This is a genomic window from Bradyrhizobium sp. NBAIM08 (assembly GCF_020193935.1).
GTDB lineage: Bacteria > Pseudomonadota > Alphaproteobacteria > Rhizobiales > Xanthobacteraceae > Bradyrhizobium > Bradyrhizobium yuanmingense.
In genome coordinates this window covers 304,967-318,655 of sequence record NZ_JADYVR010000008.1, presented here as the reverse complement: position 1 = coordinate 318,655, position 13,689 = coordinate 304,967, and the positions used below count along the sequence as shown (strand labels likewise).

The window sequence follows — 13,689 nt, the reverse complement described above, 5'->3', positions numbered from 1 at the left end:
GCCGCCGCCCCCTCCCGCAGCGGCTCCGCCGGCTCGGCCGACTCCCGCGCCTGCGCCCACGGCAACACCGCCTGCTCCGACAGCCGCGCCCCCGGCCCGCCCCGGCGCGCCTGCGCCGGCAGTCACGCCGGCTCCAACGGCGACCCCGGCACCGACGACGCCACCTGCGCCAACCGCAACGCCGGCTCCCGGCAGCACGCCCGGCGCAGCGCCGGCTGGTCGCCCCGGCGCACCTCCGCCCGGCGTACGTCCTGGCGCGCCGCCGCCCCCGGCGGGATCACCCGCACCCGGCGCCACGCCCGCTCCAACGGCAACGCCCGCGCCCGGCAGCACGCCGCCACCCCCGCCGCCCGGACGTCCGGGGTCGGCAACGCCCGCGCCCGGCGCAACCCCGGCCCCGACAGCGACGCCAGCCCCGGGGCAGCAGGGTGGAACGCCTCCTGCCGGCGCGCCCGCCGCCGGGACTCCGGCTGCGCCGCCGCAGGCTGGTGCGCCCGCCCGGCTGCCGGCACCTCCGGCCGGCGCCGCGGCTCCGACCGTGGTGCCCGGCACGCCGGCCGCAGCGCCGCCGCCCGACCGGGCACAATACAGACCGCCGACGGTCGCGCCGGCTTTCCGCGCCGCGCCGACAGTCGCCGCGCCCCTGCCGCCGCCGCCGCGTCCGCAGCAGCGTGACCTGACGCCGCTCGCGATCGGCGCGGGCGTGGTGGCCGGCGCGGTGATCGGCGCCACCATCGCCGATATCCATAACCAGCGGCGCGAGGTCGTCGAAGGCGGCCGCACCGTCTACACCGAGCCGGACCGCATCATCATCCGCGATCCGGGCGGGCAGGCTTACGTCCGCGGCAACGATCTCTATCGCTTCCGCTATGGCGCCCGCGACATCCGCACCGACACCGTCGGCGGCGAAACCCGCACCGTCGTGATCCGTCCCGACGGCAGCGAGGTGATCACCGTGGTCGGGCCGGACGGCTCGCTGCTGCGTCGTATCCGCCGGGACCCGCGCGGACGCGAGATCGTGATCATCGACAACACCTACCGCGATCCGCGGGCGGTCGGCGGCTTCTACGTCGACGTGCCGCCGCCGGTGGTCAACATTCCCTACGATCGCTACATCGTCGACGCCCAGGAGGCGCCGCCGCAGGTGATCTACGAAACGATGCGGGCTCCGCCGGTGCAGCGGATCGACCGGCGCTACTCGCTCGACGAGATCCGCTACAGCCCGAATGTTCGCATGCAGATGCCGAGCATCGACGTCAACACGATCAACTTCGAGACCGGATCGTGGACCATTCCGCCGGATCAGGCGGCGCGGCTGCAAGTGATCGCCGACGGCATCAACCAGGCGCTCCAGGCCAACCCGCAGGAGGTGTTCCTGATCGAGGGCCACACCGATGCGGTCGGCAACGAGGTCGACAATCTGTCGCTGTCGGATCGCCGCGCGCAGGCCGCAGCCGAATTGCTGACGCAGCAATTCAGTGTGCCCGCGGAGAACCTGACGTCGCAGGGCTATGGCGAGCAGTATCTGAAGGAGCAGACGCAAGGCGCGAGCCTGATCAACCGGCGCGTCACCGTCCGTCGCATCACGCCGTTGCTCAACGGCGACCAGGCCAACGCGGCGCCTCCGCCGCGCCAGTAAGACCTTCGCAAGAAGACAATGGCCGGGAGCGATCCCGGCCATTTTTCTTGTCACGCCGTCATTGCTTCCGATGGCAGGCATGCCTCGCAAACGGCGGCAACATGCCGGTGATCGGTGCCGCAACAGCCGCCGAGAATGCGCATGCCGGGGAATGCGCGCCTGAGCAAATGGTAGCGGCGGCCGAGATCTTGGGGATCACCACTGTCCAGCGCCTCCGATTCGTCGAGCTCGGCATGGCTCTTGACCGATGCATTGGCTCTGATGCCGTGGATGCGCTGCACCCACGCCTCGCCTGCGGCGAGTGCACTCTCGAAGTGAGTTGGGTGCGCGCAATTGATCAGAAAGTATTCGCAGGCACGTTCAGTTGCGTCGTCGACCGCCTCGATCGCCTCGCGCAGCGACTCTCCCCGGACGAGGCGGCCATCGGTTTCGACCGTGAAAGAGATGGCGACCGGAATGTCCTGCCTCTTGGCTGCACGGACCACGCCCACCGCTTCGTTGATGCTGTTCAGCGTGAATGCAGTCACCATGTCGGCGCCCGCCTCGGCGAAGGCCGCAATCTGGCCTGAGTGGTAGGTTTCCGCCTCCGCCGCGTCCATGTTGCCGGCCTTGTAGCCGTCGCCTCGCGGACCGATCGCGCCATTGATGACGCAGGGCGTGCCGGGCAACTCCCAGACGCCGCGCAACTCGTCGAGGAAGCGGATGGCGCGCATGTTGATGGCCTTAAGCCTGGCCGCATCATAGCCGAGCTTGGCGCCCCAATCGGGGTTGGCGCGCCAGGTCGGACTGTCGAGGACAAAGCCGAGCCCATGCTGCCGCGCGATACGCAGGTAGGCTTCGTAGTACTGCCTCAAATGCGCGCGGCCATCCGCGCTGTCGAGCAGCACGAATGCCGCAAAGTGGGGCAGCTCCAGCCCGTGCTGAAAGATGAGGGTTGTTTCCATGCCGCCGTCGGTCAGGAAAATGCCGCCGCCGCGCTGCGGCAGACCATGTCTGTATCTGGCCATCGATCGCTCCATCATTTGGACGGGCCCGCTCTCTTCACTCGGTCGCGCTAGGCCCGTGTTCGGTCGCGGCATTTGGTGCCGCATAATGTCGCGTCGCTCTAGAAGCCCCGTGGTGCGGCTGAACTTCCACCCGCAAGCGGAGACAAATCAATGATTTGCACGAGTCACGCGGAGTGGGCCTTGGCCCCAAGAACCAATTTCCGCACCGTCGGTACAGTTCTGGAGACATCGATGGGAAAGGGCGAAGCGACGCGCGAGCGCATTCTGGAGATCGCGGAAGCGGCGGTGCTTGCAAAGGGCTTCGGCGCCACCTCGATCGAGGAGGTCATTGCCGAGGCCGGACTGACCAAGAGCGGGTTCTTCTATCACTTCAGGGACAAGAACGCGCTCGCACGGGAGATGCTGCGCCGGTACGTGGATACGAATGACCGCCTGTTCGACGAGATCTTCAGGCGCGGACGTGAGCTCTCCGACGACCCGCTGCAGTCGTTCCTGATCTCGCTGAAACTACTCGCTGAAGTCATGGCCGATCTGCCGAACGGCCATCCCGGCTGCCTGATCGCCAGCATCTGCTATCAGGAGCGCCTGTTCGACCGCGATGTTCGCGATCTAACCGCGCAATCGGTCCGGAGCTGGAATGCGCACTTCCGCGAGATTCTCGACGGCATCGCCGCCATCTATCCGCCCCGCGAGCCGATCGATCTCGACGATCTCGCGGAGATGATCTCGTGCGTAGTCGACGGCGCAATCATCATGTCGAAGACGCTCAACGACCCGAAGCGGCTGGAGCGACAGATCCTGCTCTTCCGCAGCTGCGTGAAGCTGGTCTTCACGCCGCCTCACTCGTCGTGAATTGATGGAACGTGAGCGGACCAGGGCGGCCCGGCCTGCCGCGCTCGCCTGCGGCAGGAATGTGATTGGGCCCAGGTTGGCAGTCGCCCCCATCATTCTCGCGCAGCCAATCCCAGCGCATCGGCCATGACACGGAACACTTCGGTATTGTCCATCGAGCCGTGCACGCGCTCGCTCCCCGGGCCCGCCGCCGTGACAATGACGTCCTCGCCCGAATGCACGCTGGCGCCGACCAGCGACGACAGATTGCCGGGGCGCAGCACCGCGCCCGGGACCTCCTTGTATTTGTCGTTGGCCTTGAAGGTGCCGTCGTCGCCGGCCTTGACGGTCGGCTCGTTGGGATTGTCGAGCTTCGGACGGAACGTCTCGTAATGATCGGGCAGGCTCGCCGAGAAGATGGCAAGCCGGCGGCTCACGTCGATGCGTGACGGGTAGCCTTCCGCGTCTGGGGCCGGATAGTTCGGAAATCCGGCCTTGTCGTAAACCCCGACGCGCTCGCGTAAGGGAACGTTGGGCACGGTGGCCATGTCGTCATTCACTGTGCCGACCAGGCTGTTGGGGTGATTGTGATCGGCCAGCACCAGGATGAGGGTGTCGTCGCCGCGGGCGCGCGCCCATTCGCGCGTCTGACGCACCGCGTTGTCGAGCATGATCGTGTCGTAGACGGCACGCTCCATGTCGAGCAAATGTGCGTATTTGTCGATCATTCCGGATTCGACCATCAGGAAGAAGCCGGCTTCGTTCTTCGAGAGGATTTTCAACGCCGCCTGCACCTGCTCGGTCAGATCAGGCTGCTCGGGGAATTTCTTGACGCCGCCGCCCTTGAGGAATTTGCGGTCGAGCGCGCCGTCCATGTTGCCGGTGGCGAACAGGCCGAGCAGCTTGCTCGTCTCCTGCTTGGCGGCAGAGGCGCTGAGCTCGCCCGCGGTGGTCGCCACCTGATAACCGGCATCGCGAAACTTCGCGATGTAGTCGGTCTCGTCCTTGCGCTTGGAGCCGGCAGCCGACTTCGGCAGAAAATTTGCGCTGCCGCCGCCCATCATCACATCCGGCTTTGCCGCGAAGAACTGCTCGACGATGTCGTCATAGGCGGCGCGGCGGCGGGTGTGCGCGACCATCGCCGCCGGCGTCGCGTCTTCGATCTCGGTATTGGTGACGACACCGATCGCCATGCCGAGCCGTCTTTTGGCGAGGCTGGTGATGGTTTCGACCTTGGGATCGTCGAGCGGGCTTGCGCTGCGGTCAGCGTAGACGCCGAGGGCATTGACGGCGCTCTTGTGCCCGGTCGCATAGGCGCTCGCCGAGTTCGCGGAATCCGTGATGATCGAGTCCGAGCCGGCGGTTGCCACCAGGGCCATATGGGGCATGTCGTCGATGGCGAGCTTGCCGCGGCTCTTGCCTTCCGAAATGCCCTTGGACAGGATTCGCGCGGCGACCCGATGCGCCGGCGACATGCCATCGCCGATGAACAGGATGACGTTCTTCGCCTTGCGCGGGCCGGTGTCGTAGACCGTCCAGGTGACGCTGCGCTGGCGCGTGCCGTCGCTCACCTCCACGGCGACGCTACCCGGCTTGGTCAGCGTGACGTCGCGCAGGACCAGGGCCGACTGCTCCTTGCCGTCCTCGCGCTCGACGAAGGTTCCGGAGCGGCCGAACGCGGCCGCGTAATCCGCGCCGTTCACCGTCACCTTCAACTTGGCGGGATCGACCAGCCCCGGGAGCTCGACCTTGAAGTCGAACTTGGCTCCGGCCAGGATCTCGGCGCGATCGATCGGATAGATCGTCTGCGCCGACGATGATGATGCCCAACAGAGAACAATGAGAGAGGCGAGTGCCGATCCCCTGACCATGTGCGATGCTCCGCAATCCCGTTTCCAACAGTGGAAGCGTAGCGGTCGAGAATGACAGCGTCATTAAGCTCGGTGCCCGGATGGAGCGAAGCGCAATCCGGCTCCGGAAAGCCTCAGCCCTTGTCGCTCTCGAGCCGGAAGATCTGCGAGCCTTCGCTGCCCGACAACAGGCCGGTCTTCGAATAGAGACCGAGCTTGGTGCGGGTGTCGGCGATGTCGAGGTTGCGCATGGTGAGCTGGCCGATGCGGTCGGCCGGCGTGAAGGCGGCGTCCTCCACCTTCTCCATGCTCAGCCGCTCCGGCGCATAGGTAAGGTTGGGGCTCTCGGTGTTGAGGATCGAATAATCGTTGCCGCGGCGCAGCTCGAGCGTGACTTCGCCGGTGACGGCGCGGGCGACCCAGCGCTGTGCGGTCTCGCGGAGCATCAACGCCTGCGAATCGAACCAGCGGCCCTGATAGAGCAGGCGCCCCAGGCGCATGCCGCTGATCCGGTACTGTTCGATCGTGTCCTCGTTGTGGATGCCGGTGACGAGGCGCTCATAGGCGATGTGCAGCAGCGCCATGCCGGGCGCCTCATAGATGCCCCGGCTCTTGGCCTCGATGATGCGGTTCTCGATCTGGTCGCTCATGCCGAGGCCGTGACGACCGCCGATCGCGTTGGCCTCGAGGAACAGCGAGACCGGATCGGAGAAGGTCTGGCCGTTCAGCGCGGTCGGCTGCCCTTCCTCGAAACGCACCACGACCTTCTCGGCCTTGACGGCGCAGTCGTCGCGCCAGAACGGCACGCCCATGATCGGGGTGACGATCTTGATGCCGCTGTCGAGGCTCTCGAGATCCTTTGCCTCATGGGTGGCGCCGAGCAGATTGCTGTCGGTCGAATACGCCTTCTCCGCGCTCATCTTGTAGGCGAAGCCTTGCGCGGTCATGAATGCCGACATCTCGGCGCGGCCGCCGAGCTCGTCGATGAACTGCTGGTCGAGCCAGGGCTTGTAGATCTTCAGGCCGGGATTGGTGAGCAGGCCGTAGCGGTAGAAGCGCTCGATGTCGTTGCCCTTGAAGGTCGAGCCGTCGCCCCAGATGTTGACACCGTCTTCCTTCATCGCTGCGACCAGCATCGTGCCGGTGACGGCGCGGCCGAGCGGCGTGGTGTTGAAATAGGTGATGCCGCCGGTCGAGATGTGGAAGGCGCCGGACTGGATCGCGGCGATGCCCTCGTGGACCAGCTGCGTGCGGCAATCCACGAGGCGCGCGTTCTCGGCGCCGAACTCCATCGCCTTGCGCGGGATCTCGTTGTAGTCGGCTTCATCCGGCTGACCGAGATTGGCGGTGTAGGCGTAGCAGCGCGCCCCCTTCTGCTTCATCCAGAGCAGCGCCGCAGAGGTGTCGAGGCCGCCCGAAAAAGCGATGCCGACTTTCTCACCCTTGGGCAGGCTTTTCAGGATCGTGGTCATGGGGCTTCCAATCGGGTCTCAAGCTGATGTGATGGGTGCGTTCGACCGCGCGAATATCAAATTTCGCGGGGCTCGGCACCCCTTTAATGGCTCAAACCGAGGGCTCGGGGCCGGTCTTGCGGCCGAACAGGCGCTGGCGGAGCCGGTAAGCGGGCATGTTCAGCCGGGTCAGGGCGGCATCCACCGCTTCGTCCGAGAACCGCGTGCGCGGCCAGCGATAGATCAGCGCGTAGGCGAACCAGATCACGACGAAGGTGACGAGGCCCGCGATCGAAACGTCGGTGAAAAAGTGCCCGCCGAAGGCCATGCGCAGGGCGCTGGTCAAGGCGCCGAACACCACGGCGGCGGCATAGGCGAGCGGCCGCCACGCCGGCGGCGCCAGCGCGGCCGGCGCCAGCGTCCAGAACGCCGTCGCGCCTTCGCCGGAGAAGAACGAGCAATTGCGCCCGCAAGTGCCGCGCGGATCCCACCACGGCACGAATTGCTGATCGCCGGCAAACTCGGTCACCACCACCGGACGCGGACGGCCCCAATAATTCTTGAACGTCAGGTTGGTCAAAATACCGGCCGACATGGTCATCGTCACCAGCAGGAAGATGACCGTACGCCCCGGCACCATCAGCGGCCGGTCGGGCCGGATCATCTTGACCACGAGCGCGACGATCGAGGGAAGGGCGAAGGCCCAGGCGATCCACATCGCCGCATCGCGCGCAAAGCCGGCCCACCCGTTCAGCTTGAGCGGAAACGTCTTGGTCTCCGCGTCGAAGAACAGCGAAGCGAGCTTGAGGTCGAGCTCGGGATAGAGGCCGAAGACGACGCCGATCACGAGCCACAGCGCCAGGGCGATGAAGAGTCCAGTCCTGTTCATGGCGCGCGGTTTAGCGGAGTGGGGCGGGGATGGAAACCCCAGGGGAGGGTAGGAAACTCACCGCGGGCCCGGCCTTGAATTCGCCGGCAATGGCGGCGGTGGTTTGCGCGGGGGCGGCGGGATGCGCCAGGCGCCGGCGTTGCGGCCGGCGATCAGCCAGTAGACGAAGCCGGCAACGATGCCCGCGCCGGTCATGATCTCCAGGTGACGCCGGACGATGCCCTCAAACTGCAACGTGTCGGAATGGAACGGGACGAGGCCGAGATAGCAGGCGAGCCCGACAAGGCCGCCGCCGACGGCATAGGCGATCGCACTGCGGATATAGAGCGCTTCGGTGATCGCGACGATCACCGCCGCCGGCACCACCGCAAAGCCGGACACGAAGATGAAGCCGAAGCCGAGCAGGATGTCGATCGTGCCCTGGTCGACCGGACCGGCGCCGAGATCGGCGAATTCCGGAAACAGCAGCGCGACGACGACGATCATGCCGCCGACAAAGCAGGCGGCGAGGAAGCCGATGAAGATGACGACGAGGCGGCCGATCAGGGACATGACGTCAAAATCACCTCGCCGTCATTGCAAGGAGCTCGCGACAAAATTGCGCAGCAATTTTGCGCTGATGCGACGAAGCAATCCAGACTGAGGCCGCGGAGATATTCTGGATTGCTTCGCTGCGCTCGCAATGACGAGGAGGCGAGAGCACGGGCATGACACACTAATCCGTCATCGCCATGGCGCGCAGCGCCTGGCGCTCGCGCGCTGAGAGCTTTTCCGTCTCCGACTTGAGCTGGCCGCAGGCGGCGAGGATGTCGCGGCCGCGCGGGGTGCGCACCGGCGAGGAATAGCCGGCGTTGAAGATGTATTCGGAGAACTTTTCGATCTGGTCCCAGTCCGAGCATTCATAAGCGGTGCCGGGCCAGGGATTGAACGGGATCAGGTTGATCTTGGCCGGAATGCCCTTGAGCATCTTTACCAGCAGCTTGGCGTCGTCGAGCGAATCGTTGACGCCCTTGAGCATCACATATTCGAAGGTGATGCGGCGCGCGTTGGAGGCACCGGGATAGTCGCGGCAGGCCTGCAGCAGCTCCTTGATCGGATATTTGCGGTTGAGCGGCACCAGCTCGTTGCGCAGCTCGTCGCGCACCGCGTGCAGCGAAATCGCGAGCATGACGCCGATCTCCTCGCCGGCGCGCACGATGTTCGGCACCACGCCCGAGGTCGACAACGTGATACGGCGGCGGGAGATGCCGATGCCTTCGTTGTCGCCGACGATCAGAAGCGCATCGCGCACCGCGTCGAAATTGTAGAGCGGCTCGCCCATGCCCATCATCACGATGTTGGTGACGCGGCGCGTGCCGTCCTCGCGATCGGCCCAGTCATTCAAACGATCGCGCGCGACCATCACCTGCCCGACGATCTCGCCGGCGGTGAGATTGCGCACCAGGCGCTGGGTGCCGGTGTGGCAGAAGGCGCAATTGAGCGTGCAGCCGACCTGCGAGGAAACGCAGAGCGTGCCGCGGTCGGTCTCGGGGATGTAGACGCATTCGACTTCATGCGCCTTCTGAACATTATCGCCGCTCGGCAGGCGCAACAGCCATTTGCGAGTGCCGTCGTTGGAGATCTGCTCGGCCACGACTTCCGGCCGGTCCACGGTGAAATGCTGGGCGAGCTCGGCGCGGATGCCCTTCGAGATCGAGCTCATCTCGTCAAAACTCTGGGCGCCGCGGAAATAGAGCCAGTGCCACAGCTGCTGCACCCGCATCTTGCGCTGCGCCGGTGCGACGCCGATCTCGCCGAGCCGATCGGCCAGCTCGGTGCGCGACAGGCCGATCAGCGACGGCTTGGCCGGCGGCACATAGGTTTCGAGCGGGGTCTTCTCCACCAGGAGGCCGTTGTGCGGCTCGGTCGTCGGTTGCATTGAATGGACCTAATGGCTTGGTCGTTCCGGGATGGTCCGAAGGGATCGCGAAGCGACCCTGAGGACCAGACCCGGAACCTCGGAGATTCCGGGTTCGTGCTGTGCGCGCCCCGGAATGACGAAGAAATCTGGAACGGCCCTATATAACAACCGGAACCGCCGATTGCGACCTTATCGCCCGCAGTCTTAACGCCGGCAATCCTGCGCGATCTTGTCGAGCGCCTGGGCGAGGCCCTTCAGCGAGAAGGTGTCGGTCGTCTCGGTCCCCTTGGCCGAGACGCCTTTGACGACGAGATCGGCGGATTTGCGCATGGCTTCGACCATCCGCTCCTCCTCGGCCGCGTTCTTGATCCAGAGCCCGTCCCCCTGCGTGTACATGGCGAAGGAGGCGCCGCCGACCTCGGCGGTCGATTCCGAGCCCGGCTTCAGCGCATAGCCGATCATGACCGAGACTTCGTTGTTGACCTTCTCGGCCGGCCGGGTCGAGACGAAGGCATAGGCGGGATCGCGCGGCCGGTTCGGCGGATTGGTCTTCGACGATGACGGCTTGGCCAGCGCGAAGCAGACCTTCTTGCCGTTCGGCGTCGCCGAATAGGCACCCCAGGTGCCGAACTGCCCGATCAGGGTCGGCTCCGCGCCCCCCGCAACGGCCGCAGCCGGGGCCGCCGGCTTGCTCTCGGGCTTCGGGGCCGCCTTTGCGTTGGTGTTGGCCGGCGGCGCCGCCGGCTTCGGTGCCGCCTCTTTTGGAGCTGGACTGGACTTGGGCGTCGGTTGCGCCGTCTGCGCCCGCGCAGACACGGCGATTCCCCCGGCCGCCACGCCAGTCATCAAAGCTAAAATCAGCACCCGCCACATGCCGCGTTGGTTCCCTCAATATTGTGACTGGAAGATGGCCCGAGCGCGCTTTGTCCCCGGGCAGGGATAGCCGGGAAAGTTCAATTTGGGAAGGCAGTTAGCGGTATCTTCGGCGGCTAGGCCCTGGATCGGGCGGCGCGTTGCGCGGCCCATTGCGCCTCGGTCCAGCCGAGCAAATCCTCGGCGCCGGAACTGCGCAGATGCGCGCCACCGTCGATCACCACCATCTCGCCATTGATGTAGGCGGCATGATCCGAGACCAGGAAGCTGGCGAGATCGGCGAGCTCGCCGTGCTCGCCGGTGCGGCCGAGCGGATTGCGCGAGGTCCAGCCTTCGTCGCGGCCTTCGGGACGGAGCTGCCCGGTGGCCCCTGCGGTCGGAAACGGGCCCGGCGCGATCGCCACGGTCCGGATGCCCTTCGGGCCCCATTCCACCGCAAGACTCCTGGTCATCGCCAGCAGTGCGGATTTCGCCATCGCCGAGGGAACGGTGAAGGCGCGGCCGGTAATGGTGGAGGTCGAGAGGATCGACAGCACGACGCCGCGATGGTTAGCCTCGATCCAGCGCCTGCCGGCGGCGAGCGTGCAATACATCGCGCCATGCAGTGTCGGTGCCAAGATCGCGTCCGCGGCGCGGAAGGAGAGATGCTCGCTCTGTGCGATGAAGGTGGCAGCGGCATTGTTGACGAGGATGTCGAGCGGCGCCTCGCGCCAGATCGCATCCATCATGCCGTCGACCGCCGCACCGTCGCGGATATCGCAGGCGATGGTGATGACCGTGCCGCCGGTCTCGTCGCGCATCTCGCGCGCCGTCGCCTCGAGCCGCTCGAGCTTGCGGCCGCAGATCACGAGCTCGGCGCCGAGCGCGAGGAAGCGACGCCCCATCGCAGCGCCGAGACCCGAACCACCCCCGGTAATGAGGATGCGCTTGTTCTTCAGCAGGCTTGTTTCAAACATCGTTTGAATCCTTTCTCCGCGGATTTCGTCATTGCGAGCCACCGGGTCCGCGCGAAGCGCGGCCCGATGACGGGCTTCGCGAAGCAATTCAGACTATTCCGCAGGACGGACTCTGGATTGCTTCGCTGCGCTCGCAACGACGGAGGATAGGCCGTCGCTGACCCCAGACAAAGAATCCGGATTGTCGCCAGTGCCTAAATCCGGCAGAAACGGCCAAACTATAATTCCACCCGAAACGCCCTCAAGGTGCCGCCATGAAAGCCATCCTCTGCTCGCAATATTGCCAGCCCGACGACCTCGTCCTGACTGAGGTGCCCGATCCGGTGGCGGGGCCCGGCGAAGCCGTGATCGCGATCAAGGCGGCGGCGCTGAATTTCTTCGACATCCTGATGATCCAGGGCAAGTACCAGATCAAGCCGCCGTTCCCGTTCTCGCCGGCCGCGGAAGTTGCGGGCCTGATCGAGAGCATCGGCGCTGGTGTCACTGATCTCAAGGTCGGCGATCGCGTGGTCGCCTCCTGCGGCCACAACGGCGCACGCGAGAAGATCGCGCTGCCGGCGGCATCGATCGTGAAGATCCCCGACAATCTCGACTACGACCGCGCGGCCGGCATCATCATCATCTACGGCACCGCGCTGCATGCGCTAGAAGATCGCGCCAGCCCCAAGCCGGGCGAGACGCTCGCTGTGCTGGGCGCGGCCGGCGGCACCGGCCTTGCGGCCTGCGAGCTCGGCAAGCTGATGGGCTTGAAGGTGATCGCCTGCGCCTCGTCGGACGAGAAGCTCGAATTCGCCAAGGCGCACGGCGCCGAGCTGACGCTGAACTACGCCAAGGAAGATCTGAAGGAAGGCCTGCGCAAGCTCACCGGCGGCAAGGGCGTCGACATCATCTTCGATCCCGTTGGTGGTGCTTACGCCGAACAGGCGCTGCGCTCGATCGCATGGGAAGGCCGCTTCCTCGTCATCGGCTTTGCCGCCGGCGACATTCCGAAGATGCCGCTGAACCTCGCGCTGCTGAAGGGTTGCGACATCCGCGGCGTGTTCTGGGGCGCCTGGACCCGGCTCAACCCGGCCAAGAACCGCGCCAATCTCGAGAAGCTGGTGAAGTGGACCGCGGAAGGCAAGATCTCATCGCATGTCGACCGCACCTTCCCGCTGGCGCAGACGGCCGATGCGTTGAAGGTGTTGGCGGGACGTCAGGCCATGGGCAAGGTGATCTTGCATCCGTGAGGATGCGAGACGGAAACGCGTTTGTCGCGACCTGCACACCACACACTCACTGTCATCGCCCGCCTAGTGCGCAATTGCGCACAGGGGCGGGCGATCCAGTACTCCGTGACGTCAGCGATTGAACCGAGAGGCCGCGGCGTACTGGATTCCCCGCCTTCGCGGGGAATGACAGCGGAAGGCGTGGCGAAACTGTTACGCTTCCTCGACGTCCGCCTCATCTACGCCGCGCCTCAGCACGGCGCGGGCGGCCTCGCGATGCTCGTTCGTGATGTGGCCGGCAACCATGCGGATGGCGGTGGCGAGCACGGCGGCGTCATCGGCGAAGCCGAGCATGGGCATCACGTCCGCGACGAAATCGAACGGCAGGACGAAATAGGCGATTGCACCGAGCAGCGAAGCCTGGACGTGACGCGGCGTCTGCCGGTCGAACGCGCAGTAATAGGCGGCAAGTAGATCCTCCGCGAACGGCAGATGCGCAGCGACCCGCTTCAGCTTGCGCCAGAAGCGGCGGCGCACGCTCTCGCGATCTTCCGCAAGCCGATCGGCCGGCTCGAAGCCAACGCTGTGCTCGGCAGCCATGCTCAAATGCTCCCCGTTCTGCGGGAGGCGGAGGACCGCCCGATCCCGGCTGATCACAAGATGGGGATGCAGCCGGTCCCTGCAAGACGTCTGCTTCAAGACGTCTGCTTGGTGTCAGCCTGCGATGGCGTTCATCGCCTTGGCGAGCGCCATGTCGCGCGCGGTGACGCCGCCGGCGTCATGGGTCGACAGCACCACCTCCACCGTCTTGTAGACGTTGCACCATTCGGGGTGGTGATCCATCTTCTCGGCGACCAGCGCGGCGCGGGTCATGAAGCCGAACGCCTCGTTGAAATCCTTGAAGACAAAGGTTTTCCCGATGGCGTCGCGGCCTTGGACGTCAGTCCAGCCGGATAGTCCGCCCAGCGCCTGCCTGCGCGCCTCCGCCGAGAGCCGTTCTGCCATGGTCGTCTCCGTCCTCTAGGGGGAACTTTACTCTAACACCGCCCCGGCGCCCCGGTTCATACGGGATTTCCTGCATCCGC

At 65.8% G+C, this 13,689-nt stretch carries 13 protein-coding genes; 3 read left to right on the top strand and 10 right to left on the bottom strand.

The features are described 5' to 3' along the window. A partial coding sequence (locus I6F37_RS26940) for an OmpA family protein (RefSeq protein ID WP_225153170.1) occupies nucleotides 1–1,639 on the top strand: 1,639 nt, incomplete at its 5' end. Between the two features lie 50 nt (nucleotides 1,640–1,689). Here the strand turns inward: I6F37_RS26940 and I6F37_RS26935 are convergent. Next, nucleotides 1,690–2,646: a homocysteine S-methyltransferase family protein gene (locus I6F37_RS26935; RefSeq protein ID WP_036002790.1), complete on the bottom strand. Its 957-nt coding sequence runs from the start codon at nucleotides 2,644–2,646 to the stop codon at nucleotides 1,690–1,692. Between the two features lie 231 nt (nucleotides 2,647–2,877). On the opposite strand from I6F37_RS26935, the gene I6F37_RS26930 reads away from it, so the two are divergent. Further along, nucleotides 2,878–3,498 carry a TetR/AcrR family transcriptional regulator gene (locus tag I6F37_RS26930; protein WP_036002793.1) on the top strand — a complete coding sequence of 207 codons (621 nt, stop codon included), beginning with the start codon at nucleotides 2,878–2,880 and terminating at the stop codon, nucleotides 3,496–3,498. A 92-nt stretch (nucleotides 3,499–3,590) separates the two neighbouring features. Here I6F37_RS26930 and I6F37_RS26925 read toward each other — a convergent pair whose 3' ends face one another. The 7 genes from I6F37_RS26925 to I6F37_RS26895 all read right to left on the bottom strand — a co-directional run bounded on the left by I6F37_RS26925 (nucleotide 3,591) and on the right by I6F37_RS26895 (nucleotide 11,396). Beyond that, nucleotides 3,591–5,348 (bottom strand): alkaline phosphatase, encoded by a 1,758-nt coding sequence (locus I6F37_RS26925; RefSeq protein ID WP_225153168.1) that lies wholly within the window; start codon nucleotides 5,346–5,348, stop codon nucleotides 3,591–3,593. Nucleotides 5,349–5,461: 113 nt separating this feature from the next. Next, a complete protein-coding gene (argG, locus tag I6F37_RS26920) occupies nucleotides 5,462–6,799 on the bottom strand; it encodes an argininosuccinate synthase (RefSeq protein ID WP_036002800.1) in 1,338 nt (445 codons plus the stop codon). Between the two features lie 91 nt (nucleotides 6,800–6,890). Further along, nucleotides 6,891–7,667: a phosphatase PAP2 family protein gene (locus I6F37_RS26915; protein ID WP_036002803.1), complete on the bottom strand. Its 777-nt coding sequence runs from the start codon at nucleotides 7,665–7,667 to the stop codon at nucleotides 6,891–6,893. A 57-nt stretch (nucleotides 7,668–7,724) separates the two neighbouring features. Next, nucleotides 7,725–8,219: a hypothetical protein gene (locus I6F37_RS26910; protein ID WP_036002806.1), complete on the bottom strand. Its 495-nt coding sequence runs from the start codon at nucleotides 8,217–8,219 to the stop codon at nucleotides 7,725–7,727. A gap of 163 nt (nucleotides 8,220–8,382) precedes the next feature. Continuing rightward, nucleotides 8,383–9,585, bottom strand: a complete 1,203-nt coding sequence (rlmN, locus tag I6F37_RS26905) for a 23S rRNA (adenine(2503)-C(2))-methyltransferase RlmN (protein ID WP_036002808.1) — start codon at nucleotides 9,583–9,585, stop codon at nucleotides 8,383–8,385. 186 nt (nucleotides 9,586–9,771) lie between these two features. Beyond that, nucleotides 9,772–10,440 carry an invasion associated locus B family protein gene (locus I6F37_RS26900; protein WP_036002810.1) on the bottom strand — a complete coding sequence of 223 codons (669 nt, stop codon included), beginning with the start codon at nucleotides 10,438–10,440 and terminating at the stop codon, nucleotides 9,772–9,774. A 116-nt stretch (nucleotides 10,441–10,556) separates the two neighbouring features. Next, nucleotides 10,557–11,396, bottom strand: coding sequence for an SDR family oxidoreductase (locus I6F37_RS26895; RefSeq protein ID WP_225113195.1), 840 nt, complete (start codon nucleotides 11,394–11,396; stop codon nucleotides 10,557–10,559). Nucleotides 11,397–11,650: 254 nt separating this feature from the next. On the opposite strand from I6F37_RS26895, the gene I6F37_RS26890 reads away from it, so the two are divergent. Next, nucleotides 11,651–12,625, top strand: coding sequence for an NADPH:quinone oxidoreductase family protein (locus I6F37_RS26890; protein WP_225153166.1), 975 nt, complete (start codon nucleotides 11,651–11,653; stop codon nucleotides 12,623–12,625). A 192-nt stretch (nucleotides 12,626–12,817) separates the two neighbouring features. Here the strand turns inward: I6F37_RS26890 and I6F37_RS26885 are convergent, their stop codons facing one another. Continuing rightward, entirely contained in the window at nucleotides 12,818–13,204 is a 387-nt protein-coding gene (locus tag I6F37_RS26885) for a YkvA family protein (RefSeq protein ID WP_225153165.1), read from the bottom strand. 114 nt (nucleotides 13,205–13,318) lie between these two features. Beyond that, nucleotides 13,319–13,609 carry a 4a-hydroxytetrahydrobiopterin dehydratase gene (locus I6F37_RS26880; protein WP_225153163.1) on the bottom strand — a complete coding sequence of 97 codons (291 nt, stop codon included), beginning with the start codon at nucleotides 13,607–13,609 and terminating at the stop codon, nucleotides 13,319–13,321. Nucleotides 13,610–13,689: the final 80 nt, after the last annotated feature.

Bases quoted from the DNA above. Each gene is read 5' to 3' on its own strand.
- I6F37_RS26935 (WP_036002790.1), bottom strand. From the start codon at position 2,646: ATGGCCAGATACAGACATGGTCTGCCGCAGCGCGGCGGCGGCATTTTC.
- I6F37_RS26890 (WP_225153166.1), top strand. From the start codon at position 11,651: ATGAAAGCCATCCTCTGCTCGCAATATTGCCAGCCCGACGACCTCGTC.
- I6F37_RS26895 (WP_225113195.1), bottom strand. From the start codon at position 11,396: ATGTTTGAAACAAGCCTGCTGAAGAACAAGCGCATCCTCATTACCGGG.
- rlmN (WP_036002808.1), bottom strand. From the start codon at position 9,585: ATGCAACCGACGACCGAGCCGCACAACGGCCTCCTGGTGGAGAAGACC.
- I6F37_RS26900 (WP_036002810.1), bottom strand. From the start codon at position 10,440: ATGTGGCGGGTGCTGATTTTAGCTTTGATGACTGGCGTGGCGGCCGGG.
- I6F37_RS26925 (WP_225153168.1), bottom strand. From the start codon at position 5,348: ATGGTCAGGGGATCGGCACTCGCCTCTCTCATTGTTCTCTGTTGGGCA.
- I6F37_RS26915 (WP_036002803.1), bottom strand. From the start codon at position 7,667: ATGAACAGGACTGGACTCTTCATCGCCCTGGCGCTGTGGCTCGTGATC.
- argG (WP_036002800.1), bottom strand. From the start codon at position 6,799: ATGACCACGATCCTGAAAAGCCTGCCCAAGGGTGAGAAAGTCGGCATC.
- I6F37_RS26930 (WP_036002793.1), top strand. From the start codon at position 2,878: ATGGGAAAGGGCGAAGCGACGCGCGAGCGCATTCTGGAGATCGCGGAA.
- I6F37_RS26910 (WP_036002806.1), bottom strand. From the start codon at position 8,219: ATGTCCCTGATCGGCCGCCTCGTCGTCATCTTCATCGGCTTCCTCGCC.
- I6F37_RS26885 (WP_225153165.1), bottom strand. From the start codon at position 13,204: ATGGCTGCCGAGCACAGCGTTGGCTTCGAGCCGGCCGATCGGCTTGCG.
- I6F37_RS26880 (WP_225153163.1), bottom strand. From the start codon at position 13,609: ATGGCAGAACGGCTCTCGGCGGAGGCGCGCAGGCAGGCGCTGGGCGGA.